Source organism: Herbaspirillum sp. Her2, assembly GCF_057961375.1.
Genome location: NZ_CM176331.1, coordinates 1,262,265 through 1,286,163 on the forward strand (window position 1 = coordinate 1,262,265; position 23,899 = coordinate 1,286,163).

At 54.6% G+C, this 23,899-nt stretch carries 18 protein-coding genes and 3 pseudogenes; 13 read left to right on the forward strand and 8 right to left on the reverse strand.

The genetic code is table 11. The annotated features are described in order from the left end of the window. The first annotated feature begins 167 nt into the window (after positions 1-167). Positions 168-545 (forward strand): hypothetical protein, encoded by a 378-nt coding sequence (locus tag ACWHXP_RS05750; protein ID WP_489622793.1) that lies wholly within the window; start codon positions 168-170, stop codon positions 543-545. 314 nt (positions 546-859) lie between these two features. Here the strand turns inward: ACWHXP_RS05750 and bfr are convergent, their stop codons facing one another. Next, positions 860-1,336 carry a bacterioferritin gene (bfr, locus tag ACWHXP_RS05755; protein ID WP_489622795.1) on the reverse strand — a complete coding sequence of 159 codons (477 nt, stop codon included), beginning with the start codon at positions 1,334-1,336 and terminating at the stop codon, positions 860-862. A 189-nt stretch (positions 1,337-1,525) separates the two neighbouring features. Further along, positions 1,526-1,717, reverse strand: coding sequence for a hypothetical protein (locus ACWHXP_RS05760; RefSeq protein ID WP_489622796.1), 192 nt, complete (start codon positions 1,715-1,717; stop codon positions 1,526-1,528). A gap of 267 nt (positions 1,718-1,984) precedes the next feature. Between ACWHXP_RS05760 and ACWHXP_RS05765 the strand changes: the two genes are divergently transcribed. Further along, positions 1,985-3,610, forward strand: coding sequence for a methyl-accepting chemotaxis protein (locus ACWHXP_RS05765; RefSeq protein ID WP_489622797.1), 1,626 nt, complete (start codon positions 1,985-1,987; stop codon positions 3,608-3,610). A gap of 356 nt (positions 3,611-3,966) precedes the next feature. Here the strand turns inward: ACWHXP_RS05765 and ACWHXP_RS05770 are convergent, their stop codons facing one another. After that, entirely contained in the window at positions 3,967-4,569 is a 603-nt protein-coding gene (locus ACWHXP_RS05770; protein WP_489622798.1) for a recombinase family protein, read from the reverse strand. Positions 4,570-4,882: 313 nt separating this feature from the next. Here ACWHXP_RS05770 and ACWHXP_RS05775 point away from each other — a divergent pair, with 313 nt between their 5' ends. Beyond that, a complete protein-coding gene (locus ACWHXP_RS05775; protein WP_489622799.1) occupies positions 4,883-5,635 on the forward strand; it encodes an EAL domain-containing protein in 753 nt (250 codons plus the stop codon). A gap of 1,091 nt (positions 5,636-6,726) precedes the next feature. Further along, positions 6,727-7,062, forward strand: a pseudogene (locus ACWHXP_RS05780) (NAD(P)H-dependent oxidoreductase); the annotation flags it as partial. A 78-nt stretch (positions 7,063-7,140) separates the two neighbouring features. Here the strand turns inward: ACWHXP_RS05780 and ACWHXP_RS05785 are convergent. From ACWHXP_RS05785 to ACWHXP_RS05795, 3 genes are all read right to left on the reverse strand, one after another. Continuing rightward, a complete protein-coding gene (locus tag ACWHXP_RS05785) occupies positions 7,141-7,581 on the reverse strand; it encodes a sulfatase-like hydrolase/transferase (protein ID WP_489637764.1) in 441 nt (146 codons plus the stop codon). Between the two features lie 131 nt (positions 7,582-7,712). Continuing rightward, on the reverse strand, positions 7,713-9,197 hold the full coding sequence (locus tag ACWHXP_RS05790; protein WP_489622801.1) for a SulP family inorganic anion transporter: 1,485 nt from the start codon (positions 9,195-9,197) through the stop codon (positions 7,713-7,715). Positions 9,198-9,624: 427 nt separating this feature from the next. Further along, a complete protein-coding gene (locus tag ACWHXP_RS05795) occupies positions 9,625-10,029 on the reverse strand; it encodes a tyrosine-type recombinase/integrase (RefSeq protein ID WP_489622802.1) in 405 nt (134 codons plus the stop codon). On the opposite strand from ACWHXP_RS05795, the pseudogene ACWHXP_RS05800 reads away from it, so the two are divergent. Together ACWHXP_RS05800 and ACWHXP_RS05805 are read left to right on the forward strand one after the other, a co-directional pair. Then, positions 9,921-10,702: pseudogene (locus ACWHXP_RS05800) on the forward strand (transposase family protein); the annotation flags it as partial. The gene ACWHXP_RS05795 and the pseudogene ACWHXP_RS05800 overlap by 109 nt on opposite strands. Positions 10,703-10,742: 40 nt before the next feature. Continuing rightward, positions 10,743-11,036 (forward strand): hypothetical protein, encoded by a 294-nt coding sequence (locus tag ACWHXP_RS05805; RefSeq protein ID WP_489634269.1) that lies wholly within the window; start codon positions 10,743-10,745, stop codon positions 11,034-11,036. On the opposite strand, the gene ACWHXP_RS05810 is transcribed toward ACWHXP_RS05805, so the two are convergent. Continuing rightward, the gene (locus ACWHXP_RS05810; protein ID WP_489634268.1) at positions 11,033-13,261 is read right to left on the reverse strand and encodes a TonB-dependent receptor; all 2,229 of its coding nucleotides are present in this window, start codon (positions 13,259-13,261) and stop codon (positions 11,033-11,035) included. The genes ACWHXP_RS05805 and ACWHXP_RS05810 overlap by 4 nt on opposite strands. A 614-nt stretch (positions 13,262-13,875) precedes the next feature. Between ACWHXP_RS05810 and ACWHXP_RS05815 the strand changes: the two genes are divergently transcribed. Continuing rightward, positions 13,876-14,781, forward strand: coding sequence for a group II intron reverse transcriptase (locus ACWHXP_RS05815; RefSeq protein ID WP_489634267.1), 906 nt, complete (start codon positions 13,876-13,878; stop codon positions 14,779-14,781). 71 nt (positions 14,782-14,852) lie between these two features. On the opposite strand, the pseudogene ACWHXP_RS05820 reads toward ACWHXP_RS05815, so the two are convergent. Then, positions 14,853-17,588 (reverse strand): annotated as a pseudogene (locus ACWHXP_RS05820) (Tn3 family transposase); the annotation flags it as partial. Positions 17,589-17,611: 23 nt separating this feature from the next. Here ACWHXP_RS05820 and ACWHXP_RS05825 point away from each other — a divergent pair. The 6 genes from ACWHXP_RS05825 to ACWHXP_RS05850 all read left to right on the forward strand — a co-directional run bounded on the left by ACWHXP_RS05825 (position 17,612) and on the right by ACWHXP_RS05850 (position 23,884). Next, entirely contained in the window at positions 17,612-17,824 is a 213-nt protein-coding gene (locus tag ACWHXP_RS05825; protein ID WP_489634266.1) for a hypothetical protein, read from the forward strand. Between the two features lie 802 nt (positions 17,825-18,626). Further along, positions 18,627-20,732, forward strand: coding sequence for a TonB-dependent receptor (locus ACWHXP_RS05830; RefSeq protein ID WP_489634265.1), 2,106 nt, complete (start codon positions 18,627-18,629; stop codon positions 20,730-20,732). 14 nt (positions 20,733-20,746) lie between these two features. Next, a complete protein-coding gene (locus ACWHXP_RS05835) occupies positions 20,747-21,682 on the forward strand; it encodes an alpha/beta hydrolase (RefSeq protein WP_489634264.1) in 936 nt (311 codons plus the stop codon). A 14-nt stretch (positions 21,683-21,696) separates the two neighbouring features. Further along, entirely contained in the window at positions 21,697-21,969 is a 273-nt protein-coding gene (locus ACWHXP_RS05840; RefSeq protein ID WP_489634263.1) for a hypothetical protein, read from the forward strand. A gap of 13 nt (positions 21,970-21,982) precedes the next feature. Beyond that, positions 21,983-22,261, forward strand: coding sequence for a hypothetical protein (locus tag ACWHXP_RS05845; protein WP_489634262.1), 279 nt, complete (start codon positions 21,983-21,985; stop codon positions 22,259-22,261). 9 nt (positions 22,262-22,270) lie between these two features. Beyond that, positions 22,271-23,884, forward strand: a complete 1,614-nt coding sequence (locus ACWHXP_RS05850) for a PepSY-associated TM helix domain-containing protein (RefSeq protein WP_489634261.1) — start codon at positions 22,271-22,273, stop codon at positions 23,882-23,884. The last annotated feature ends 15 nt before the right edge of the window (positions 23,885-23,899 follow it).

Genomic DNA, 23,899 nt, shown 5'->3' on the forward strand with positions numbered 1-23,899 from the left:
GAGTCGGCATGGTTCGGGCCATGCGCGCTAGCCGGGATCAGCCTGGAGGGGCTGCATCATCGCGGGCTGGACGATGCAGTCAATATTGCCAAGCTGATACCATGGGTATTAGGACATGCCATGCTTCCAGGCCAAGCGAGTGCAGTTGTTTAACGAAGGACCACACGATGTCATTCAACGTTTTCATCGACACCGAATTCACCGACTTTCTCGATCCGCAGTTGATCAGCATCGGCCTGGTAGCACAAACCGGCGAAGAGTTTTATGCCGAGCTACCCTACGAGGTGCGTGAATGCAGCGAATTCGTTAAGGCCGCGGTCCTTCCGCTTTTGGAATACGCACCGCATGCGGAAATGAATAAGGACGACCTTTACCTGCAGATGACCAATTGGCTCAGGCTAGTACGGCCGACGGGCCAAGAAGTCTTTACTTGCTACGACTATCAGACGGACTGGGATCTTTTCTACGATGCCTTGGATGGACGGGTGCCGCCCTGGTGCAGACGTCAACTGGTCGCCGATCGCATAAATGAGCTATTGCGGTAAGAATTTCACCGAAAGAATAAGCTACCCGAGCACCACGCACTCAATGATGCCAAGGCTAACTGCTACGCTTTTCGTGAGCTTCCAACGTCCTATACAGGCTAGACCATCGAGCATTTGCCGATGCGAATGCCCAACCCAGCCAGTTAAAAAGTAATACACGCGCAGAGGTAATCTCCGAGATGCAGGCGGAACGTACTAAACCTGAAACATATGTTCCTGTGACCTGCACCTACCTGGGGTATTGTCTAGCTTGTCTATCCAGATTGCAGTGCTGTCCATCGAGACTTTTGCAGAAGTATGATCGGGGAATACAACTATTCTCCAGGCACCATCTGACTTTGCAGGTAGTTTTGCATGCCGACTTTCTCGATTAGATCCAGCTGCGTTTCCAACCAGTCAATATGTTCTTCGGTGTCCTCTTGGATTAGCAAGAAGAGATCGCGTGATACATAATCGCCATGTTTTTCAGAAGTGGTGATGCCTTCTTTGACAGTCTGGTGAGCCGCCTTTTCCAGTTTCAAATCGCATTCAATCATTTCCTTCGTATTTTCCCCAATCATCAGTTTATGTAGGGACTGAAGGTTTGGGAGACCATCCAACATCAGAATGCGATCAATCAGTTTGTCCGCATGTTTCATTTCACCAATGGATTCTGCATACTCCTTTTGCCCGATTTTTTCTAAGCCCCAATGTTTGTACATGCGGGCATGCAGAAAATATTGGTTGATGGCCGTAAGTTCATTCGTCAGCTGTGCATTGAGGAGTTTGATAACTGCTGGATCGCCTTTCATATGGGCCTCTCTAAAAATGTTAGTGGAACGAGGTAGGAGGCACCTATGGGGCGCGTCCTCCTAGCTTACTTTGTGCGGGCGCATCATAGCGCAGGTGAGAAATATCTTCATTATTAATTAGCACGAATCATTCCTAACATTAATATGTTTCCCTTTAATAGTTATTTAAAGTGAAATTGTGAGGGATCTTTACGCCGCTAAAAGATTAAAGCCCCATTGCCTGGCTTTTGCAACTTGACTATTAAGGGATGAGGGGCCAATTCGCCTTGCGAGGTTGTGATATGATGCGGTAAAAATAATGTTGAGTCCAAAGCCAGCGTGGAATTGGAAAATCAGCAACTTGCGCGCCATCAGCGAAATAAAGCCAACTTGTTTGGTCAAGTCGGCAACTTAAAAAGTTTGATCTGCGCGCGAGCCAGAGGTACTTGTCCTCATCGCTCTATACTCCCTTTTTTTGTTGCGAGCCCGCCTATAGAGGGGCGTTATAAATATCCTTAGTGCGAGAGAGAAATCTATGCGCATAACGGAGTCTTTTTGGCGATAGCTCAGCATCTTGCTCGCTAGCTGTTGGCTATTCAGTTGCAAAGAGTATTTCTGGCATTTCATTACCACCTTCAGCGCTGTTTACCTCGATCCAAAGGGCTATTCGTGAAAAATATTAAAGTATCTACTCGTCTTATATTAGGTTTTGGTGGCGTCATAATTTTGCTATTGGCAATCTCCTCGGCCGGGATATGGGGTCTTCTGAAGATCCGTAGCAATTTGTCGGATATCCTGGTCAACAACCAACAGGGCATGCTGGCCAACGTGATGAACGACAGTGTGCGCATCCGTGCTCTTTCAATTCGCAACATAGCGCTGTTTCAGGACCCGACGTTGATCAGCCGCGAAGTTGACCGCATCAAACGTCAGGACGTTGCCTATCAGGATGCGCAGAGCAAGTTGGCCAAATTGTTCGAACTACCGGGTACCACGAACAAGGAAAATGAACTCTTCGCTCTGATTGCAAAGAATGCCGGCGAGACCCAGCCGCTACTGAACCAGGCAGTGGCGCTGGGGCAGGAAAATAAGACGGCTGAACTTGTCACTATGCTGGTGGAAAAGATTCGTCCGTTGCAGAGCCAGTGGCTCGACCGTCTCGACGAATTGGGGAGCTTTGAGGACGAGCTCAATGCGCAAGCGGGGGATGAAGCCAATACCACTGCGCAGGGCATCCTGACTGCGATCCTAGCGCTAGTCGTCGTCTCAGTAATGCTGTCGGTAATTGCAGCTCTGATAATCGTGCGCAGTGTGCTACGCCAGCTCGGTGGGGAACCGGCGAAAGCGCAGGAATTGGCTGCGGAAATTGCACAGGGCAACTTGGCTGTGAGCATTCCGCTGGTGGAGCACGATCGCAGCAGTCTTATGGCTTCGTTGGAAGCGATGCGCGCGCAACTGATGGGTATCGTCGATGGCATTAAGCAATCGGCGGAATCGATTTCCACTGCGGCCAATGAAATCGCTGTGGGCAATCTCGATCTCTCTCGTCGTACTGAAGAGCAAGCAGCGTCTCTGGAAGAGACTGCGTCTAGCATGGAGGAGATCACATCGACCGTAGAGCAAAATACCCAGAACGCCTCACAAGGCAACCAGCTTACGCAATCAGCAGCGCTCAATGCGCAGCGTGGCGGTGAAGTGGTCGAACGTGTAGTGGCGACAATGAAGGATATCTCCGCAAGCTCTTACAAGATCACCGAGATCATTGCCACCGTCGAAGGGATTGCTTTTCAGACCAACATTCTGGCTCTGAATGCAGCCGTGGAAGCAGCCCGTGCCGGTGAACAGGGCCGAGGTTTTGCGGTGGTGGCCACCGAAGTGCGCTCGCTGGCACAGCGTAGCGCAGTTGCAGCGAAGGAGATTCGCACACTCATCGAATCTTCGGTACAACATGTAGAGACAGGACAGAAGCTGGTCATTGAGGCAGGTAGCACAATGGATCAGCTAGTAGCCTCCATTAAACAGGTCAATGATTTGATGAGCGAAATTACGGCGGCGTCTAGCGAGCAGAGTTCGGGTATTGGCCAAATAAATATTGCCATTTCTCAGATGGATGAAGTTACTCAGCAGAATGCAGCCCTAGTTGAACAGGCTACCAGTGCAGCTCAATCGATGGCGCATCAGGCCGACCGGCTACGTGATGCGGCCTCGGTTTTCAAGACCAAGTCCGCGGCGTTGCCCCATGTCGTGGAGAGCGATCTCACGTTACGACCTATGATGCCGTTACTGGGGAATTGAACCGCAAGTTCGAGCGCGCCTTATGCTATGCTTCATCGCGAGAACGAATCACATTCGTTTAATAATGGAAAACGCCAGCTCTTATGCTGGCGCTTTTTTATTTGGTTACACAAAATTTCTTGCAAATTCAGTTGTGCGCGTGTGTTTGTGGATCATCAGCCGCCTCCTCTACGGCCATGATAGCGAGCTCAAGGAGCGTTTCATCCAGAAAAGTTCCGATGTTCGAAATGTATTCCGTCGGACAGGCTCCAGTAAGCAATACGGTACGCAAAATGTCGTGGGGGAAATTCGGTTCGATAAGACACGAATATTCTTCGCAGCCAATATGAAATTTCAAGCCGGACCATTTTTTAAGGTCAGGTCAATTTGGCTTCTTCGAAAACTCGACTCCTTCCTGAAGTTTCAGTCAAACGAGTTAGACCTCTTTGTAAGGTCCGCGGATGAACACCCAAAGATGCGGCCAGTTCCTTCAGGCTGGAATTCTCTTTCGCCATCATTCCACCGGCTGTACGAATCTGTTCATCACTTAGCAGTGGCCGACGTCCAAAACGTGCTCCCCTGACTTTGGCAGCCGCAATTCCAGCACGTGTTCGCTCGCTAATTAATGTTCTTTCGAATTCGGCGAGCGCAGCCATCACATGAAAAATCAGCCGACCGCCCGATGAATCAGTGTCTATACATTCCGTAATCGAGCGAAATGCAATCTGATTCTTTCCAAGCTGCTCCAAAATTCGAATCATATGGGCCAAAGAGCGGCCAAGGCGATCCAAGCGCCACACTACCAATGTATCTCCTTTTTTTAGAGATTTTAAGGCTCGATTTAATCCTGGACGCGATTGCGTTCCCCCAGACATTCCATGGTCTCTATAAATTCTCTCGCATCCTATCTGGGTAAGCGCCTGAATCTGCAAATCAAGACACTGGTCCTCTGTTGACACTCGTGCGTATCCAATAATCATAGTTCTACCTTTCTACTTGATAGCGAGAAGGCGATGCGGAGTGAGAAATTCAGTCGAAGCACCAATTTTCTCTATCGCCTTCGATTGACAAAAAAGTTCCTTTTTGACCATTAAGAACTATTGTCCAAGGTAAGCATCTAGAGCCGTCTTTGCGGCTATGTACAACGATGAAAAGCATCGTTACATAAAGGAACGTTTATATGCTACGCGGCACGTGGGGAGAATGGGTATGCGGCGAGGCGAAATCGGGTAAAGAGATGACTATGGGATTTCGCAAACAACCAGCCGCGTTCGGGCGTGAGGCCCTACCGTGATGTGCACCCGCGAAAAGTTGATTTCGGATTTTCAGTGCGGCCTGAATGATGGGCGGGTGATCCTCTTTTTTCAGACAATTATTGATCGACTCTGCGCCGAGCGTGTCCTATATGAAGAGTGTCTGATGCGCATATCGGGATTAGAGGCATCAAGTACTGGGGCTGTCATTGGTGCCTTGGAGCAGAGTGGCATGATCCGTGAGTTGGATCATCTGGTCGTTGGTGCGGCATTAGAGGTGTTGATGCATCACCAAAATCTACGCATAGGATGCAATCTTTCAGCATGCAGTCTGTGGGAAGACAAACACTGGGAAGCGTTGATTCTTCCTTTAAGAAAGCGCCCAGATATTGCCTCGAGATTGACGCTAGAGATAACAGAAAGCGCCTCATTTTTGGATGTTGAGGCGGCTGTGCGATGCGGAAGAGTCCTTCAAGATATGGGCTGCCAAGTTGCAATCGATGATTTTGATGCAAGTAAGAGTCGACTGCAATTTGCAAGAAAACTGTGTCCAGATGTAGTCAAGATTGATGCCAGTTTCTTATGGGCAGCTCGTGCATCGGAGAAGGGGATGGAAAAGCTGTGGTGTCTAACTACACTCAGCAAGTCGCTTGCGCCTACCGTTGTCATTGAGGGGGTAGAAAACGAGGTCGATGTTCAAATTGCCCAGCAACTGGATATCAAATGGCTTCAGGGATTTGGTATTAGCCGTCCTGCGAGTAAGTCGCCTCCCATTCGCCTTCGAGGAGCATAAGGTGGAGACATAGATTACGACAACAATCAAAGCGCACTCAAAATCCCTCGTTTTGAGTTGGGCTCTGTAACTGCCAGCCCCCCCTGGCATGACACAGTTTGGCCACCAGTCTGCTTCCCCCGGCAAAAAAACTGGTGGTCTTTTTTTATGAAAAATCCCGTCCCGCTGAATCTCATCATTTGGAAAGTTAAATCAGAGGCTTGTGTTGATTTGGTTTCGATAAAGAAAATGCTATGAACATCCTAAAAAATAAAAATATTCACAAACAGCAGCTTCCAGCGAAGCTACGATTCCGCAACGATGAATGCCACAGTCGCCACTGCGCTCAGCTATGGATAACATTCTGTCTATGGTCAGTCTACGTTAAATACTTCGGTGAGTAATTCTGATCAATAATGACGAACGTAAATGGCGTGAGTAAAAAAATGACCTTTGCACGGACAATGAAAGCACCAGGATGCCTAATTTAAGAGCCTATGTAGTCAAGCATTCGCTATTGGACTTTTTGCGAAGTCACTTTCGGGACAGCTCTGATGCGGACCTCGCTCGACGTTTTAGTATTGCTCCTCCTACGCTGAGTCGAATCAGGCATGGCCGACAAGTCGCGTCATGGATTCTTCTTGCTGTTCACGAGAAAACCAAAATTCCATTAAAAGCGCTCCGCCATCTAAGTGGAGACTTCAGAGAACATACTGGCGTGTCGTCGGTTGAGTTGAGTGAGGTGGAAGTAGTTAAATATTTGGCCGAATTAGGAATTGAAGAAAGGCCGCAGAGAAGCCCTAAGTTCTTATGCGACAATAGCATTTCGGAGAAATAGCAACGTTGCTATAGGCGATATGCGCCTATCAACCAGCTCCCATCCAAATAATTCTTCCGAGCTCAAAACATCTGCATTGTCATGTCACGCTTAGCATCGCAAATCATCGTCTTATTTTCTGCCATTAGTTTTGGTGTTGCACTGCTTATCCTATCGTCGCTCGGTAGCAGACGAAAACGATTGAAACAGGAACAAGCTAAAAAAACTCGCCTGGGTATTTTGAAACGAAAGCGTTGAATGACTGGGCCTGGTCGCATTTTCTCACGAATGGTTCATTCGTCCCTCTCAAGGCAAGACGTTGGCCGTCATGGAGGTATCTGGAGGTTCGCAGTCCTTCAACGCCGTGAACCAAATGCGGATCGTCGGCCGCTGGATGCGTATGCTGACCATTCCTAATCAGTCGTCGGTGGCCAAAGCCTATCAGGAGTTTGATGATGTCGGCAGGATGAAGCCGTCGCCATACTACGAACGCGTGGTCGACGTGATGGAGGAATTATTCAAGTTCACGTTGTTGACGCGCGATATTTCCCCATTTTTGACTGACCGCTACAGCGAGCGCCGAGAAACTGCCGAGAAGTTGTCCCTGCGGCTGAATCAGGCATCACTCTGATAACTCAAGGTGAATATAGGCTTCCGTTTATAAAACGAGCGCGTCTAACGAAATTCTCACTTAAAAGATCCTTTGACTCTACGTAGTAGATCGATCGGATCTTGAGCAAGCCGGCAAGAGTATGGTCCAAATGATCAGTTTGATAGGATCGGTTTGCAAGTTCAGGTCGGAACTGTTTTTGTTGTTGCTCTCGCCTCGCGTCCATACCAGAAGTGGAATCTCATAACCGGATCGATCTGATAATGATTGCCCAGTGTGGTTTCTTGTATGACCAACTTCTTGTGCATGGTCAGAGCTATAGATGACGCTTGCATTGTTACCACCCGCAGCCATTGCCTCTTTGATCAGGCTTGCAACTACGAAATCACTGTAAGCCACCGCGTTGTCATATTCGCCTCTGGACTCGACTACCCACGAAGAGCGGCCCGCTTCCAATTCGTTGGCGCTGATCAAGCCAAGTAACCAGAAAATGCCAAGGCCACTGATCCCAATACAGAGCCGGTGAACTACTTGCCTCACTCGAGGTTCTCCTTAATTCTTGGTGCGATTTTATCTACGCCATACGACCGTGATCGTCTTGGCGTGGGTAATGCACCACCGCCTGGTGGTGCGGTGCTCTGCGCAAAGTCAGTCAATCTCTGCGAAAGAGATTAGTGACCCATATTGGCTTGATTGGAATGGCCGGCTTTGTCGTGGGTCGCAAATTTCTCGATCATGGTGGCACTCGCTCGGTTCAAGCCCGTGACTGTCACGTTGATACCATTGCGTCGGAATTTATGGACGATACGATCCAAAGCATCGACTGCTGTGATATCCCAGAAATGCGCATGGGTTAAATCAAGCACGACGCTTTCAATTTCTTCTTTGAAGTCAAATTCGCCAATCAATGCGTCGGAAGAAGCAAAAAATATCTGCCCACGTACGGTGTATTTCCTCTGTTTTCCGGTCTCGATAACGATTGATTCAACCAGTGTCACTTTTTGCACTTTGGATGCAAAAAAGACCGCGCTCAATAAAACGCCCACGCCAACACCAATAGCCAAATTGTCTGTTGCGACTACTGCGACAACGGTGGCAACCATGACGATTGAGGACATCGTTGGATGTCTGGCGAGATTCTTAACTGAACGCCAGCTAAAGGTGCTGATCGATACCATGATCATTACTGCCACCAATGCAGCCATTGGGATCTGCTTTACCCAAGGCCCCAGAAAAACAACGAGAACAAGCAAACCGATACCAGCAACAAACGTCGATAACCGGCCGCTACCACCAGATTTCACGTTGATCACCGACTGGCCAATCATAGCGCAGCCAGGCATCCCTCCGATGAAACCAGCAACAATATTTGCCAGTCCTTGCCCACGGCATTCTCGATTTTTATCGCTGGGAGTATCGGTGAAATCATCAATGATCGCTGCAGTCATCAGCGACTCAAGCAGAGCCACTACGGCAATCGCCAAGGAATATGGCAAGATGATTTTCAGTGTCTCGATATTGAACGGGATGTTGGGAATAAGGAACGACGGCAGGCTGTCCGGAAAGGCCCCCATGTCGCCAACCGTGCGCACAGGCAAGCCCATAACGATCGATATGACTGTGAGAACTACTATGCAAATGAGGGGGGAGGGAACAACCTTCGTCACTCTTGGCAGCAGATAAATAATAGCGAGACCCGCAGCAACTAAGGCATAGACAGTCATTCCTCCATGGCGCAGCTCCGGCAGTTGCGCAAGGAAGATGAGAATGGCGAGTGCATTCACAAATCCTGTGATGACAGATCGAGAGACAAACCGCATCAAAGCGCCCAGCTTCAAATAGCCCGCTGCTATTTGTAGGATCCCTGCCATGATTCCCGCTGCGAATAGGTATTCGACACCATGATTTTTTACTAGAGACACTACCAGCAACGCAATTGCGCCTGTCGCTGCCGAGACCATGCCTGGCCTCCCCCCAGCAATTGCCGACACCACTGCAATGATAAAAGCTGCATAGAGACCAACTTTTGGGTCAACTCCAGCGATGATTGAAAAAGCAAGTGCTTCAGGAATGAGGGCTAATGCCACTACGATTCCTGCCAAGACGTCCCCCCGGACGTTAGATAACCATTCTTCTTTAAAGGTACGAGTCTTCATAGTTTCCAAATTCAATGAGCGATACGCAGATGGCTGTACGCATCTACGTCACATGGCAACACGCCACGCGCAGAGAGCCCGCAAGCGTTACACACGCCGGCTTCGAACCAAGCATACATTTAGATTTTGAATGGGAAAAATGACGTTCTAAACGAACGCTCAGGCAAAACCCACGCGAACGAACCCCCAGCGGAAGCTGTTTTATTAACAGAGTGGAGGTTCGAATGGACTACATGGGTGGAGAGATGAGATTAATTGATGAATTTAGAGTTGAGAGTTTAAGCGATGCGACAAAGATGTGCAAAAGTTTGTTCGAAGCTAATGCGTCTCGCTCTCCGAAATAGCCGGTCTACTTGAACATTTATAGCGCTAAAAGTCACCCGGCAGTTGCCACGGACCTCACTCACAACACTCAAAGATAATAGGATCAGGCAGGAGGCTTTCGGAGTAAATGTCGCGCGGCATTTTCCTCAAAACGGCCAGCCTCCTCGATGTACCCCTGCACGGTGCCGTCATGTCGCCAGCCGCCTTGCCGCTTGATTTGTCGGAAGTCCGCGCCAGCGCGATAGGCGCTAGTTGCCATGCCTCGCCGCAGGCTGTGACTTGAAAGATCGGGGATGTAGTCTAGAGCGGTCAATGCTGCACAATCTGCCAGGATCGTATTGATGCTCGCGGGGTGAATTGGCCGCTCACCGACCATTTCCCACTTATTGACCGAGCGGAAAACCGCGCCGCCCTCAATGCTGGCCGCGTCCAGCCAAGTGCGTAGCGCTGTGGCAGGGCAGCACGTTCCGGTATCCCCAGCAGTTGCAGCAGTGGAAGTCAAACGCAACGCAGGCGCTGGCCGTTCCCGAGGAGGCGCGCGCGAGCCCGTCGCAGACGAGACAGGATCAGCGACGCATCAAGGAACTAGAACGCGAGGTCCGGCGCAAGGACAAGGCCCTGACGGAGACGGCGGCGCTGCTGGTACTCTCAAAAAAATGCGAGGCGATCTTGCAAAGAAACCTGCGGGACGAGGACGAATGATCGACCTGCAAGATCGCCAGGAACATGCCCGCAACATCGAGGCCGCCTGCAAGGCGGGAGCGCGTTTGCACCAGGCCTGCGAGATCGCGGGCATCACTGCTCGTACCCTGCAGCGCTGGAGAGCCCATCAGGGCCTCGACACGGGCGATAGGAGACCGCAAGCTGTGCGCCCCATGCCCGCCCACGCACTGACCGAAGTTGAGCGCGCGCAGTTGCTGCGCGTGGCCAACGAGCCGCGCTTTGCGGACATGCCGCCAGCACGCATCGTGCCCATGCTGGCCGACCAGGGGGTGTACATCGCCAGTGAGTCGAGCTTCCAGCGCGTGCTGCGCACCCAGGGACAGGCGCGTCACCGCGGACGCGCCAAGGCCCCGCGCAAGAGTCGCCGGCCCACCACGCACATCGCCACCGCGCAGCGCCAGGTGTGGTGCTGGGACATGAAGTTCCTGCCCACCCAAGTCGCCGGGCGCTGGTACTTCCGGCGTAACGCTGTAACAAGCGTTACACCGTTAGGCCGGCGTGGTGCGCTACTACCGGCGGCATGCCAAGGAACTGCTGCGTCTGGCCCAGTGCCTCGATGCGCTAGAGATTTCGGCGGCCATCCGCGGCATGGGGGAACGTCCCGCCATTGCCGACCATCCGCTCTCGCCAAAGCTGTTCATCGAGGAAATGCTGATCGCCTACGCCGCGCTTCGACTGAGGCAGCGCCGCCCGGTGCCGGCGCCCATGCGACAACGCCTGCTGTCCTCGTCGACACAGCAGGCGTTTTGCTGTCGGCCTGCAGCGCGCAGGCCGGTTGGCGATGCGGCTTAGAAAGCCACCGACACCGAGGTGCTGAAGGTGCGCGGGTTGGCCAGGACCAGATAGCCCGAGTTGGAGGCGCCACCGGCCGATTCCCAGTAGTTGCGGTTGGCCAGATTCTCGATGGCGGCGCGGAAGGTCACGGCGTGTCCGCCGATGTCTGTCAGGTAGCGCGCGCCGATGTCATAGCGCACCCACGACGGCACTTCCAGCTTGTTGGCGGCATCCACGTACTGAGTCGAGGTGTAGGTGGCGCGGCCATTGATGCTCAGGCCGCGCACGCCGGGGATGTCGTACTCCAGACCGGCATTGGCTTGCAGCCTGGGCACGCCGATCGCGTAGTTCCCATTGTTGGTGCCGCCGTTGGTCTGCTGCTGTTTGGCATCGAGGAAGGTGATGCCCGAGAGCAGGCGCAGGTTCTTGCTCAGCTCGCCATAGGCGGTCAGTTCGACGCCGCGGTTACGCTGCAGACCGTTGGTGGCTTCGATGTTGGTGACCGCATCCTTGTAGGACAGCGGACGGTCGGTGGTGAAGAAGGCCGCCCCCAGACCCAGGCCGCCCAGTTCATACTTCACGCCCACTTCCTTCTGCTTGGACTTGTACGGGGCAAGCACCTGGCCATAGTTCGCCGCCGTGGTGTCGGTAATCTGCTTGCCTTGCTGCAGACCCTCGATGTAGTTGGCAAAGAGGGACAGGTTCTTCTGCACCTTGAAGACCACGCCGGCCATCGGCGAAGTGGCGCTCTGGTCGTAGTGCGCGCTGTTGAGGTGGGTGTTGTAGGCATAGGTGTCGGACTTGAGCTGCTGCTGACGCACGCCCACGGTAACCAGCAGGCGATCGTTATAGAAGCCCAGCGTGTCGGAGACCACCGCGCTGGCCAGGTTGGTGCGGGTGGTGGTCTGCGGGTCGCTGAGGCTGTTGCCCAGCGTGGTCAGTGCCGGCTGGCTGTACATCGTCGGGTTGTACAGATTGGTGCCCAGCGCGTAGAAGGACGAATAGCCATAGGCATTGCGCGAGTTCAGCGAGTACATCGAAGCGGCGGCCACCAGCTTGTGTGAGACCGCGCCGGTCTTGATCTGGGTGCGGATGCCCACTTCCCCGGTGGCCACATCATCCTGGCGCGCATTGTCGAAGCGGTAGGTGGAGGCGGCGCCGGTGCTGGCGTTGTTGACGCGGATGCCGGACAGCGAATTGTTTTCGGTACCCTGGCGGGCGCCGAAGGCCGCCCAGGCGGTGGTGTGATCGGACAGATCCCATTCGCCACGGACGGTGCCGAAGATGTCGCGTTCATTGGAATACGACCACGGCTGGGAATAGTTGGCCGAGCCGCTCGGCGCCGCCGGCATCGAAGTCAGCCCGCTGCCCAGCGTGACGCTGGAGCGCATGTTGTTGAGATTGTTTTCCTGCACGCCCAGATCGGCTGAGAGGCGGAAATCATTACCGCGATAATCCACACCCAGCGAGAACAGGTTGGTTTCGCGCTTTTCATTGGACACGCCGGTGCCGCCGGCATGGCGGGCGGCGTTGATGCGCACGCCCAGGCGATCTTCCGGCCCGAGGCGGCGCGAGAAATCGATGGCGGCATATTTGCTGTTGCCCGATTCGTAGCCCATCGTCACCTCGGTCAGCGGCTCATTGGCGGCGCGCTTGGGGACGATGTTGATGGTGCCGCCCAGGCCGGCATCGCCCGGTGTGGCGCCGTTGAGGAAGGCGCTGGCGCCGTACAGCACCTCGACGCGCTCGATCATTTCGGCGGCCACATACTGGCGCGGCAGGATGCCGAACAGGCCGTTGTACATCAGGTCGTCGGAGTTGGCGATGAAGCCGCGGATCATGTACGACTCCTGGAAGTTGCCATAGCCGCGCGTGGTGCGCACCACCGGATCGTTCTTGAGTACGTCGCCCACGCCATGCGCCTGCTGGTCGGCAATCAGTTGCTGGGTGTAGGCCACCGAGCGCACCGGGCTGTCCAGATTGTCGACATTGCCCAGCACGCCCAGGCGGCTGCCGCGCGCGACCTGGCCACCGGCGAATTCCTTGGTCAGGCCATCGGCGGAGGCGTCAGCCGAGGCATTGACGGTGATGGTGGGCAGTTGCTGGTCTTTCTGGTCGCTGCTGGCGGTGCTGTCGCTGGTGCTGGTGGCGCTGCTCTGCGCCAGGGCCGGCAGGGGGCTGAGGAAAGCCAGTGCCAGCGCGGCGGCCAGCGGCGTGAGGCGGTGGAAGTGCGAGAGTGACATGAAGAAACTTTCAAAAGTTGCGGCAGGAAAACGAATTATCGGATTATAAGTAATTATCGTTCGCATTTACATTAATTAATGAAAACTTTACTTCCGTAATGGAGGATCGTCTCAGAAACGGGAAAGAAAGCGCGCTAAGCTGGTTGCAGCGGTCTTAGCGGCCTGAATTTGTCGACACCAATCTCGCCATGCTATCGGATCTGTTTCTGACTGGCCGGTAAACTCGTGACCGCACTGCTAGGCAGAATACGTATCGCGTATTCCGCCAAGGGAAACTCAAGGGTGCCGCGCAGATTCAGTCCTTCCAGGTGAGTAGGAGCGATCCGCCTCAGAAGTTCTGGAGCGATAGGCTCGCCGCCGAATTCCTCAAAACGGTCAACGGTACGCTGTATATGACGGGGTGCGACCTGAAAGTCGCGGATTCAACCGTTCCACACCAAAACATCGGTGATGGAACCTGCTGTTCTGCCAGCAGTAGCCTACTTAGACGTGCGTAGCTGGTAACGGCTGGGTGCGGAGCTCTGAGGATAAAGTACCGCGGTCGTAAGACCTAAGCCATGCCGTGAGGCGGGTGACATCGGCGAGCATAGCGCGGATGGCTGGGCTTGGCTCGAATGGAAGTCCGCTACGCAGACGACTTCGTTATCACCGGCATTAGCAAAGAACTGTTGGATGAAAAAATCAAGCCAGCAGTGGAGGCATTCCTCGCGGTCCGAGGGCTATCCCTCTCGCCGGAGAAGACGAAGATCACCCACATCGAAGAAGGCTACGACTTCTTGGGACAGAACGTTCGACGGTACAACAAGAAATTGTTGATCAAGCCCTCGAAAAAGAACGTGCACGCGTTTCTCCAGAAGATTCGCGCCATGGTGCGACGTTTGGCTGCCGTGCCGCAACAAAGGGTCATTGAGAAACTCAACCCGATGATCAGCGGATGGGCACGATATCACCACCATGTCGTATCCAAGGAAACCTTCTCTTACGTGGACAGCCAGATCTGGGAGTGTTTATGGCGGTGGGCCAAGCGGCGACACCCCAAGCGCGTGGCCAAATGGATAGCACCTCGGTACTTCCATCGAATTGGCGACCGTAGCTGGGTATTCGCCGTCAAGACGGAACCCTCGGCGCAGCCCGACGAGGACAGATACTACGTCCTCCGATACGCTGCACAACTCCCTATCAAGCGCCATCAGAAGATCAAATCCGATGCCAATCCTTACGATCCGGCTTGGGAAGAATACTTCGAACATCGCTCTGTCTGGCGAATGAAGGGTTCGACCCAAGGTCGCAAGAAATTAGCCAATCTATGGATGTCTCAGCAAGGCAAGTGCCTGGTCTGCGATCAACTTCTGGAGATTGGCGACCTTCATATCCACCATCTCATCGAACGGTGCCATGGTGGAAAGGAGATCGCATCCAATGAGGTACTTCTGCATGACACCTGCCACAAGCAGGTCCACAGCCAAGGTATCAAGTTACAGAAACCGGGTCCGTGGTTCACGGGCCTTCAAGAGGCTTGAGCCGTATGCCGGGAAACTGGCACGTACGGTTCTTAGGGGGCGGAGGCACGGCGACGTGCCTTTGCTACCCGACTATTCCAGGCCATGAGCACATTGGTCAGCAAGGAAAGACTTGACGAAACTGCCGCCAACGAATCCGGACGCTTGGCCAACTCGGTGGGGATTTTGCCGGTGTGGACAGCGCGCTGAATTGCATGCACAGCCTCGCCGCGATTGAGCACATGGCGAAGTTCACGGCGGAAGGTCGAATTGGTAAAGTAGTCGATCAAGAAGATCGACCGGAGCAGCCTACCAAGCTGCGTGCCGCCGTCGTACACGTCCTGGCCACGGGCAGACGATCCAAAACGCTGCAGCGCTTGGACAGCGGTGCAGCGCCCGCTCTTGATGGATGCCACCACTCGGACGAATTCATCGTAAATTGCTTCGATCCCGTCCAGGTCAACGTCGCCGACCACCACTGGCAGGATTTCATCCGGCACCATGTGGCCACGGGGGACATGGAGGTATCGATCACGCATGTGTTGAAGCACAGGGCAAAGGTCAAACTTGAGACCCTTTGCCACGGCTATCCCGAAGTCGGTGTAACCGTGGGTATCTACTGCGAGCTGAGCGACATCTTCCGTAGCGGTTTGACGAACCACGCCCTCGATGGCTGCACCTACCTGGCGTTCCTTCAGGAGGATGGGCTGATCGTAAAAAATACCCCAGCGATCGCGCACATGGGTGTAGATGCCGATTGAGGCCGTGCGGCGACGCGGGTCGGCGCGCGCTTGCCAGACCGTGCGTGTGGTCTCCAAGCTCATCATGTCGGACGACGCCAGATCGCCAATTCCCCAATGCGCGGCGATGGGATGTCGGTGCATGTACGCCAGGACTGCATCTGCAGCCTCTCGCAATTTGCGCTCGTCTGCCACCAGTTTCATCATCTGCCGGATCGACGAAGCTTTGAGCTCCGGGATCATGCGTGAAATGTCCGCTGCTGACAGGGATGTGCCGTGGGCCAGCACCGCGGCATAGACGAGAAGCAGTTCGCTGCGTGAGCGCGGTTCCCTCCCCAACAGCAGCCAAGAAAATCGCACTTCACTATCGATGTCGAGAATGATCGTCGGAAGTTGCCCGACTGGGCGGTCTTCGAAGATGGCCCGCCGTAGCGCATCGAGGTGGGGATCTCGCTCTTCGGCCACCAAGGCCTCGTTGCGAATGCTTCCAGCCTCGATGCGCACGTCACCGGACAGGTAGGCATCCTTCAGCCGTTCTAGGCCTTCGTCCAGGTGCTCAATGACATTATTCAGGAAAACTTTGGGGTCTTCCGATACTCCAAGGTCGCCGTAGTGATGGTGCCGCTTTGCCTTCCATTCCTCGCGGGAAATAAGCATGGTTTCCCGGCTGCGGAATGAAAAGCTGTGATTCACGAAAACCGATCCATTGCGCAACGCCATTCTCAGAGCGGAAATAGTGGCCCACTCAAACGCACGCAGTGCCGCAACGCGATCCTCGCCCTGGATGATCTCACGCCAGACTCGGCCGATCTTGATATTGGTGTGAAATGGTAATTCGTTGCCACCGTCTGGGCCGTACAGACCGCGAAGCACGTGAATGGCGTCAACAACCGGATGTTGCGACTCCGACTCAAAGGGCAAGTCGACCAGCTTGTGTAACAAAGCGCGGGCCTGCGCACTCTTTGCCATCAGCTGCAGACGAATCAAGCTCCGTCGACTCGGGGCGTGCTGTTGCAGCACCTGGTCAGCCAGTTCCACGATCTTGAGCAGCGTTTCCGCAGCTGGAGAAGCAGTCTCCAGAGCAAGAAGCTTGACTGCCTCTGCGAAGCCGCAAAGCTGCTTCTTGAGGTCAGGTCGCCCGGCATCGACCTGTCGACCTGCTTCGGTCGTGACGTCAATCGCCCACCGTCGAAACATCGCAAGCAGCTGGTCTGTAGCTGAGCACAGTGCGTAGCGCATGAAGCAAGCTGTCTCTAGTCGGCGGGACTGCGATTGAATACGCTTGCTGACGGAAGGTGGGCGATTAGCGCAACGACGCGCGTAATGTCGCACGAGCGTCTCATTGACTTCGGCAGGCCAGTCCGTGGGAACACGCAGCTCCTTGAGGTGATCGATTTTTGCGAACAATTCAGACATCTGAACTGTCGAGTGCTTCACAGGGACCGCCCATAGCCACTGTTGCAGGCTTCCCCTGTCCTCATACGGTGCCGGTAGGTCCCGGCTCCACCCCTGGATATTGGCCTCCCCGAGGTAGCGTACCAGGGCAGTCTCCAAGGCAGCCTCATGGCTGCGTATCGCTTCGGCGATCACGCGCCTGAGAAGCCTATCGTGCGGAACCAATATTTGATGCTGGTATAGCCATACCTTGACTTGCATGAGCAGGCTAGAGGCATCCGGTCGGCCGACCAGGGTCTCCTTAAGCCAGCGGACCAGGTAACGTCGCTGGTGCTCGGTCATCGAGGAAAAGCCCAGCGCCTGTTGTGCCAGCTGCTGGTGGTCGATTAAGGTCCGTGGCCGCGTCTCATACAGGGAGCGCAATGTTCCGATCTCGGGCGGGTCGATAGATAATTGCTCCCCGAGATGGCTCCACAGAACCTTCGGAATTTGCTTGTAGGCATCAAGCGTGCGGCCGGTCATCCGAATAAAGCCAATGTGGAGGGAGAGCGCCAGGCGATAAAGAAGGCTGCGCCTCGCTTCAATCAATGCGCGTTCTTTGGGGGAAAACGTGAAGAACGTGTTTAGCTCAAACTCGGTGAGTTCGGGCGGGATATGGCGCAAGCCGAGGTAGGGAGCGTGCCAGTGGTCCATTGTTTGACTCTCTGAAGAGAACAATGCGCACCATCATACGCGGTGGAAAAGGCAAACAGCAAGTGCCTGATTTTAAAGGAATTGTTGCAGTGCACACCGCTGAAGCCCGCGTAAACAGTGGAACGATCTACCGTCGGTCATTGCACGTAGATCAAAGAGACCCCTACTACCGGATTCTTGATCGCCTCTTCCAGCCAGCGGACGGTCTGCAGCTGAATCAGGTCATCGACGTATGAAACGAAGTGATGAGCACTCAAGTCAGCGATGCTGTACGTGCCTCTTAAATCGCCGAAGTGGTTCCTTGGCAGAGAATACTCACCCTGATGACGTGGTTGTCATTGCTGTCTTGTCTCAAACTAAAATGAAATGGTGATTCATGATCTCCTGGACAGTGTGAGCGATGCTGCACGGTGAATGCGCCGTTGTCCTCGTTTTGAAGAGAGACAACAAAATCATTTTCAATTAACGAGAACGTCGCTTTGGCCGCTCCAATGATTTATTGGTTTGATTGAGGGAATAAAAGTAATCTTGAAAATGTTGCCAAAAATGCATTGTCTATCCTTCTCGCCCTAGCGCGCCAGCCCGCTAAATAGGTCAGATTTGACGGCTATTGAACGGGGCGCGGGGCAAGGCTGGTCCGCCTTGGCGCTTGACGCAATTGGAGTCAAAACCGACGCATTTTGACTCGCTTGCACGTCTTTGAATAATTTCTGATTACCAACATCAAAAACTACCTATCGGCGGTAAGCTCCCTCAATTGCCGAATTTACTCATTTTTTCACCAAGTCAAAAATAATATTTCGACCTTTATATCAATTACTTAGAGATACAAACTTAAAACTAGCCGTTTTCCATACGCCCCCCTTCCGTTGCAACAAATAATAAATAGAATAATAATGATAACAATTCTTATTTATTTTTATAAAACTTAAAGGGGTTATCTTGTTAGTCCGATCCACCTCATCCACTCCTAAGCACAGCCGCCGTGCCTTACGCTTACGCATCCTTAGTGCCGCCATCCAGCGCGTTTTGGTTGGCATGACCGTCAGCGCGTTCATTCCTCCGGTGGTCGCCAATGCCCAACAGGCAAACGCACAATCTACACTCCCGATCGTGGTCGTCACCAGTGAAGGCGATATTCCAGAAAGCTATGCGGGTGGTCAGGTCGCCAAAGGTGCACAGTTGGGCCTGCTGGGCAATCTGGACATCATGGATATCCCTTTCAACGTTGTTAGCTATACATCCGAGCTGATCGGGAACCAGCAAGCACGTACGCTGGCAGATGTGCTGGCCAACGATCCTTCGGTGCGTTTCACCACTTCCAGCGGCCACATGTACGAGAACTTCCGGATCCGTGGCTTCGACGTCAACCAGAACGACATCGGTTTAAATGGCATGTATGGACTGGCGCCGTTGGGTCATGTACCAGTCGAATTCTTGGACCGCGTCGAAGTGCTAAAGGGTCCAAATGCCCTCTTCAGTGGGATGGCGCCCAGTGGCGCAGTCGGAGGTACCATCAACCTTGTGACCAAGCATGCTGGGAATGACGCCGTGTCGGATGCCAACCTGAGCTACCAGTCTGGATCACAGCTAGGTGCCGCAGTGGATATCGGCCGCCGCTTCGGGGCGAACAAGGAATGGGGCATCAGGATCAACGGTGTCTTCAACGATGGTGGAACCGAGCTGGACGGCCAAACGAAGAAACGCGAATTCGTTTCCACCGGCCTGGATTACCGCAACGGCGGACTCAAATTGTCGTTGGATGCCTATCACAGCAAGGAATCATTTTCCGGCGGTACCGCCGCAATGTACTGGTTCGCCACCACAAAAATACTGGCAGCACCCAGCCCCAGCCTAAACCAATTCCGCAATGCCTACGGCACCATGGAGAATAATGCGGCGCAGCTCAAAGGAGAATACCGCATCAACGACCATCTGAGCGTATTCGCCGGAGTTGGCACGCTGCACTCGGATAGCTTCGGCTTCCTCAATGGCACTCATGCGCGCAGCATCAGTGCGTCTGGCAATTACACCGGCTACATGGTGGGGCAACGTGCCTACACAACCACGGTCTCAGCCGAAGCCGGCCTACGTAGCAATTTCAAAACGGGCTCAGTGGGACATGAGCTGACCCTGCAGGCGACCAATCTGGAACTAGAGGAAGGCTCTGCCTCCAATATGTCGTCGTTCAGCTCCAACATCTACAACCCGGTTACCGCCACCATGCCGGCGTTGCCGTCAAAAGCTTACAAGACCAGCGAAACCACTCTCTCCAGCTTGGCGCTGGTGGATTCGACCTCACTGCTCGATGACAGACTGCACGTCATCGCAGGTCTGCGCAACCAACAAATCAAGACAAAGAATTTCTCTACCGCAGGCGCAGTGACGTCAAATTACGACAAAAGCGCGATCACACCCTCCGTGGGCATCGTGATCAAGCCCTGGAGTGATTCACTGTCCTTCTATGCCAACTACGTCCAGGGCTTGAGCAAGGGTGATAGCGTCACCGATACCCTGGCCTCCAACTACGGCAAGGTCTTCGCTCCGTACAAGACCGAACAGCGCGAAGTCGGAGTGAAATGGAATGCCGGCAGCTTTGCCCATACCTTGAGTATGTTCCAGATCGACAAGCCGACTCTGGTCGCCCTTGGCAGCTCGACCTCGCCGACCTACAGCGATGAGGGAGAGAAGCGCGTACGGGGACTGGAATGGGAAACCTTCGGCGAACTAACCCGCGGCGTGCGCCTGCTGGGTGGTGCTACACTGGCCGATGGTGTGATGACAAAAACCGCATATAACCAGTACAACGGCAACACTGCCGTCGGCGCACCGCGCTTACAGGGCAATCTCGGTGTGGAATGGGATGCGCCCTGGATGACCGGCCTGACGCTTTCGAGCCGCGTGCAGGCCACCTCTAGCCAGTACCTGAACGCGGCCAATACCCAAGAGATCCCGGGCTGGGCCCAATTCGACGTCGGGGCTCGCTACACTACCAAGGTCGCGTCGCATAACACCGTGTGGCGCCTGAACGTAGCCAACATCTTCAATCGCTACTACTACTCTGGCAGCTTCAGCGACAGTACTCCGATCGCCACCCTTGGCCAGGCACGCACCGTGAGTGCCTCGGTCAGCGTGTCGTTCTAACGATGACGCGCACGATGCTGATGGCGCTGGCACTGGCTGCAAGCGTCAAGTCACCGCTTGCGCTAGCAGAGGAGAAGTGGGAGTCGGTGCAACTACCGGCGGTGCGTCAAATCGATTTCCGCGATAGTCTGCGCGGCCACAGCTATCGTATATTCCTCTCGCAAGCGGCTACGCCGGCTCCGGCGCGCGGTTATCCGGTGCTCTATGTCCTGGATGGCAATGCCAGCTTCGCACTAGCAGCCCTCCTGGCCCGAGGGCAGGCTGCTCGCAGCGAAGTCACAGGACATGTGGCGCCCGTGGTGGTCGGCATCGGCTATCCTAGTGATTCCGACTATGACCAGTCGGCACGCGCACGCGACTACACCATTGCCGCACCGGGTGAAAAGCTGGCCGATGCAGGACAGGCTGATGCCTTCCTCGATTTCATCGAACGCCAGGTCAAGCCGCTAGTGGCCAGCCAATTTCGGCTTGATAGAGGCAGACAGGCGGTGTTCGGCCACTCCTTCGGCGGCCTGCTGGTGGTGAGGGCGCTGCTGACGCGACCGCTGGACTACACCACTTACCTCGCCTCCAGTCCGTCTATCTGGTGGCAGAACCGACTGGTTCTCGATAATGTGGAAGGCCTGGCGGCCCGAACATCGACGCAGCTACCTTGGGTACAGATTAGCGTCGGAGCACGCGAGGACGACCCTCCACCGGCAAATTATCCCGAACACCTGCGCGCTCTACTGGCCACCCGAACGATGATCCCCGAGGCACGCTCACTTAAAGCGCGCCTAGCTGCCCTGCCAGGGTGGGATAAAAATTTGAGCTATCACGAGATGGCGGGAGAAGACCACGGTACCGCGTGGCTGAGCGCACTGGCACGTGGCATGGACTGGTTTATGCAGCAACCTGATCTGGCGCCACGTGAAGCACCTAAGCACAACCTGACCAAAGAACCCCAGTAACACGAAAAAACACCATGCATCTCTCCACTCTGATTGGCGCAGCGCTGGGCCTGCTAGGCTGCGCCTGCCTCTACCTATCCTCCGCCAACCAGCGCTGGTGCGCCCGTCCGTGGCCCGCAATCCCGGCACGCACAGCTGCACTGGTACTGTTGATGGCCAGTGGATTGGTGCTGGCCAGCGACATGCAGAAGCTCACTGCCATATTTGTCCTGCTGACGCTAGTGATGCTGGCACTTGCACTGTTCCCTTACCTCGGCACCTTGCGCGCGAACAACCACGGGAAATGAAATGGACAGGCATATGAGTACTCCGATTCACCGCGACTGGATCAGTAAATCACTTGCGGGCCTGATTCTAGGCCTGGCACTAGGCATGGCACTGAGCGCGCTCTACAACGCCATCGATAGCAGCCGCGCTCTTCCCATACGTGGTCAATTAGCGATGTGGATCGTCGCACCTGTCTGGCTGAGCGCGCAAGGTGGCGTCTACTTTTTCACCAGCGGCATGCGTGCCTGGCTTTGGCTGGGCGCGGCTACTGTGGGCACCAGCGCTACCGCCCTGGCCCTGTGCATTGCGTGAGTCCTATCCATGATCAAAAGTGACTACATCCGGATCTACAAGTCGGTCCATACCTGGACCGGCATCCTCTGCGGCATGGCCTTGTTCATTGCCTTCTATGCTGGCGCGCTGACCGTCTTCAAAGACCCAATTGTCGCTTGGGCATCGCCCCCGGCGCAGTTGCAGCGTATTGCACTGGAACAGGCACCGACATTGATTGCCCGTACACTGGAGAAGCATCCTTCAGTGGCGGCGGAATTTACACTCCGTCTGGAACAGGCTCCCGATCTTACCTCTCATCTGCAGTGGCAGGTGCGTGCCCCCCAGGCCGACGATCACGACGATACCGGCTCGCGCCACTACGTCGCCAGTCTAGATGCCCAGGGTAGTTCGGTGGTTGAACAGATTACCCCCTCCACACTGGGTAGGCTCATCGACACCCTGCATCGTGTGGTCGGCCTGCCTTTCGATACTGACCCCAACCGTTGGTTCATGGGAGTGGTCTCAGCACTATATGCAGTGGCACTGTTCTCCGGCGTCGTGGTATTGCTGCCTTCGTTGCTCAAGGACTTCTTCGCGCTGCGCATCGGACGCAACATCAAGCGCATGTGGCTTGATGCACACAACGTGGTGGGCATCGTGAGCTTGCCCTTCCATATCATAATGGCGGTCACCGCGGTGGTATTTGCCTTTCATGACCAGATCTATGACGCACAGGATAAGCTGATCCACGGAGGAAAATGGGCTACTGCATTCCAACGTCCTAAGCAGCCACCACAGGCTAAGATGACGCGCGACCCAGCACAGATGCGCACACCAGCCGAGTTGCTTGCCATCGCACGCCAGACAGCACCAGATTTCGTTCCTTACCAGCTCCAGTACCAACATGTCACCACACCGCGCGCGGTGGTACGGATCTGGGGCAAGGACGATCGCGCCGTGCAGCCAAGGGCGAGAGGGGGCTTCATGGCAGTCGATCCCTACAATGGCAAGGTAATCAACACCGACTATCTGCCTGGCAAACAGAGCGGAGCAAACCTGATCATTAGCAGTATCTTCGCTCTGCACATGGCAGCATTCGGCGGCAGCTTGGTGCAATGGATGTACTTCCTGCTGGGTCTAGCGGGAGCCTGGCTGTTCTACAGCGGCAACCTGCTCTGGATTGAATCGCGCCGTCGCCGCGCCGCCAAAGGCAGCGATCAACCACCTGTCCAGCGAATGGATACGCGGCTCATGGCGGCCGCCACCGTCGGGGTCTGCCTGGGATGCGTATGTGGCATTTCTCTTAGCATGCTGGGTGCGAAGTGGCTCTACGGACGTGTAGAAGAATTAGGGGCGTGGCTGCTGGGACTTTACTATGCAATGTTCTTTGTCGCACTGGCGTGGGGCTTCCTCAAGGGAGCAGCGCGTGCAGGTGTGCATCTATGCTGGGCCGCTGCAGCGCTGACAGCAGCCCTGCCACTCACCAGTCTACTAGCCATGCTGGTGCCGACACTGGGTCTCTGGCATCACGACAGTACCGCCCAATGGGCGGTCGACCTGACGGCGTTTCTGATGGCAGGAGGCTTCATACTGATGGCACGCGGTGCTGCACGGCGCTTGAATGCGGCACCGACCGACAGCGTATGGAGTGTACAGATGTGAGGCGCGGGTACCGTG

Excerpts from the sequence above, each read along its gene's own strand:
- ACWHXP_RS05750 (WP_489622793.1), top strand. The coding sequence starts at position 168 with ATGTCATTCAACGTTTTCATCGACACCGAATTCACCGACTTTCTCGAT.
- bfr (WP_489622795.1), bottom strand. The coding sequence starts at position 1,336 with ATGAAAGGCGATCCAGCAGTTATCAAACTCCTCAATGCACAGCTGACG.
- ACWHXP_RS05770 (WP_489622798.1), bottom strand. The coding sequence starts at position 4,569 with ATGATTATTGGATACGCACGAGTGTCAACAGAGGACCAGTGTCTTGAT.
- ACWHXP_RS05775 (WP_489622799.1), top strand. The coding sequence starts at position 4,883 with ATGTGCACCCGCGAAAAGTTGATTTCGGATTTTCAGTGCGGCCTGAAT.
- ACWHXP_RS05790 (WP_489622801.1), bottom strand. The coding sequence starts at position 9,197 with ATGAAGACTCGTACCTTTAAAGAAGAATGGTTATCTAACGTCCGGGGG.
- ACWHXP_RS05810 (WP_489634268.1), bottom strand. The coding sequence starts at position 13,261 with ATGTCACTCTCGCACTTCCACCGCCTCACGCCGCTGGCCGCCGCGCTG.
- ACWHXP_RS05815 (WP_489634267.1), top strand. The coding sequence starts at position 13,876 with ATGGAAGTCCGCTACGCAGACGACTTCGTTATCACCGGCATTAGCAAA.
- ACWHXP_RS05825 (WP_489634266.1), top strand. The coding sequence starts at position 17,612 with ATGCGCACCATCATACGCGGTGGAAAAGGCAAACAGCAAGTGCCTGAT.
- ACWHXP_RS05830 (WP_489634265.1), top strand. The coding sequence starts at position 18,627 with ATGACCGTCAGCGCGTTCATTCCTCCGGTGGTCGCCAATGCCCAACAG.
- ACWHXP_RS05835 (WP_489634264.1), top strand. The coding sequence starts at position 20,747 with ATGCTGATGGCGCTGGCACTGGCTGCAAGCGTCAAGTCACCGCTTGCG.
- ACWHXP_RS05840 (WP_489634263.1), top strand. The coding sequence starts at position 21,697 with ATGCATCTCTCCACTCTGATTGGCGCAGCGCTGGGCCTGCTAGGCTGC.
- ACWHXP_RS05845 (WP_489634262.1), top strand. The coding sequence starts at position 21,983 with ATGAGTACTCCGATTCACCGCGACTGGATCAGTAAATCACTTGCGGGC.
- ACWHXP_RS05850 (WP_489634261.1), top strand. The coding sequence starts at position 22,271 with ATGATCAAAAGTGACTACATCCGGATCTACAAGTCGGTCCATACCTGG.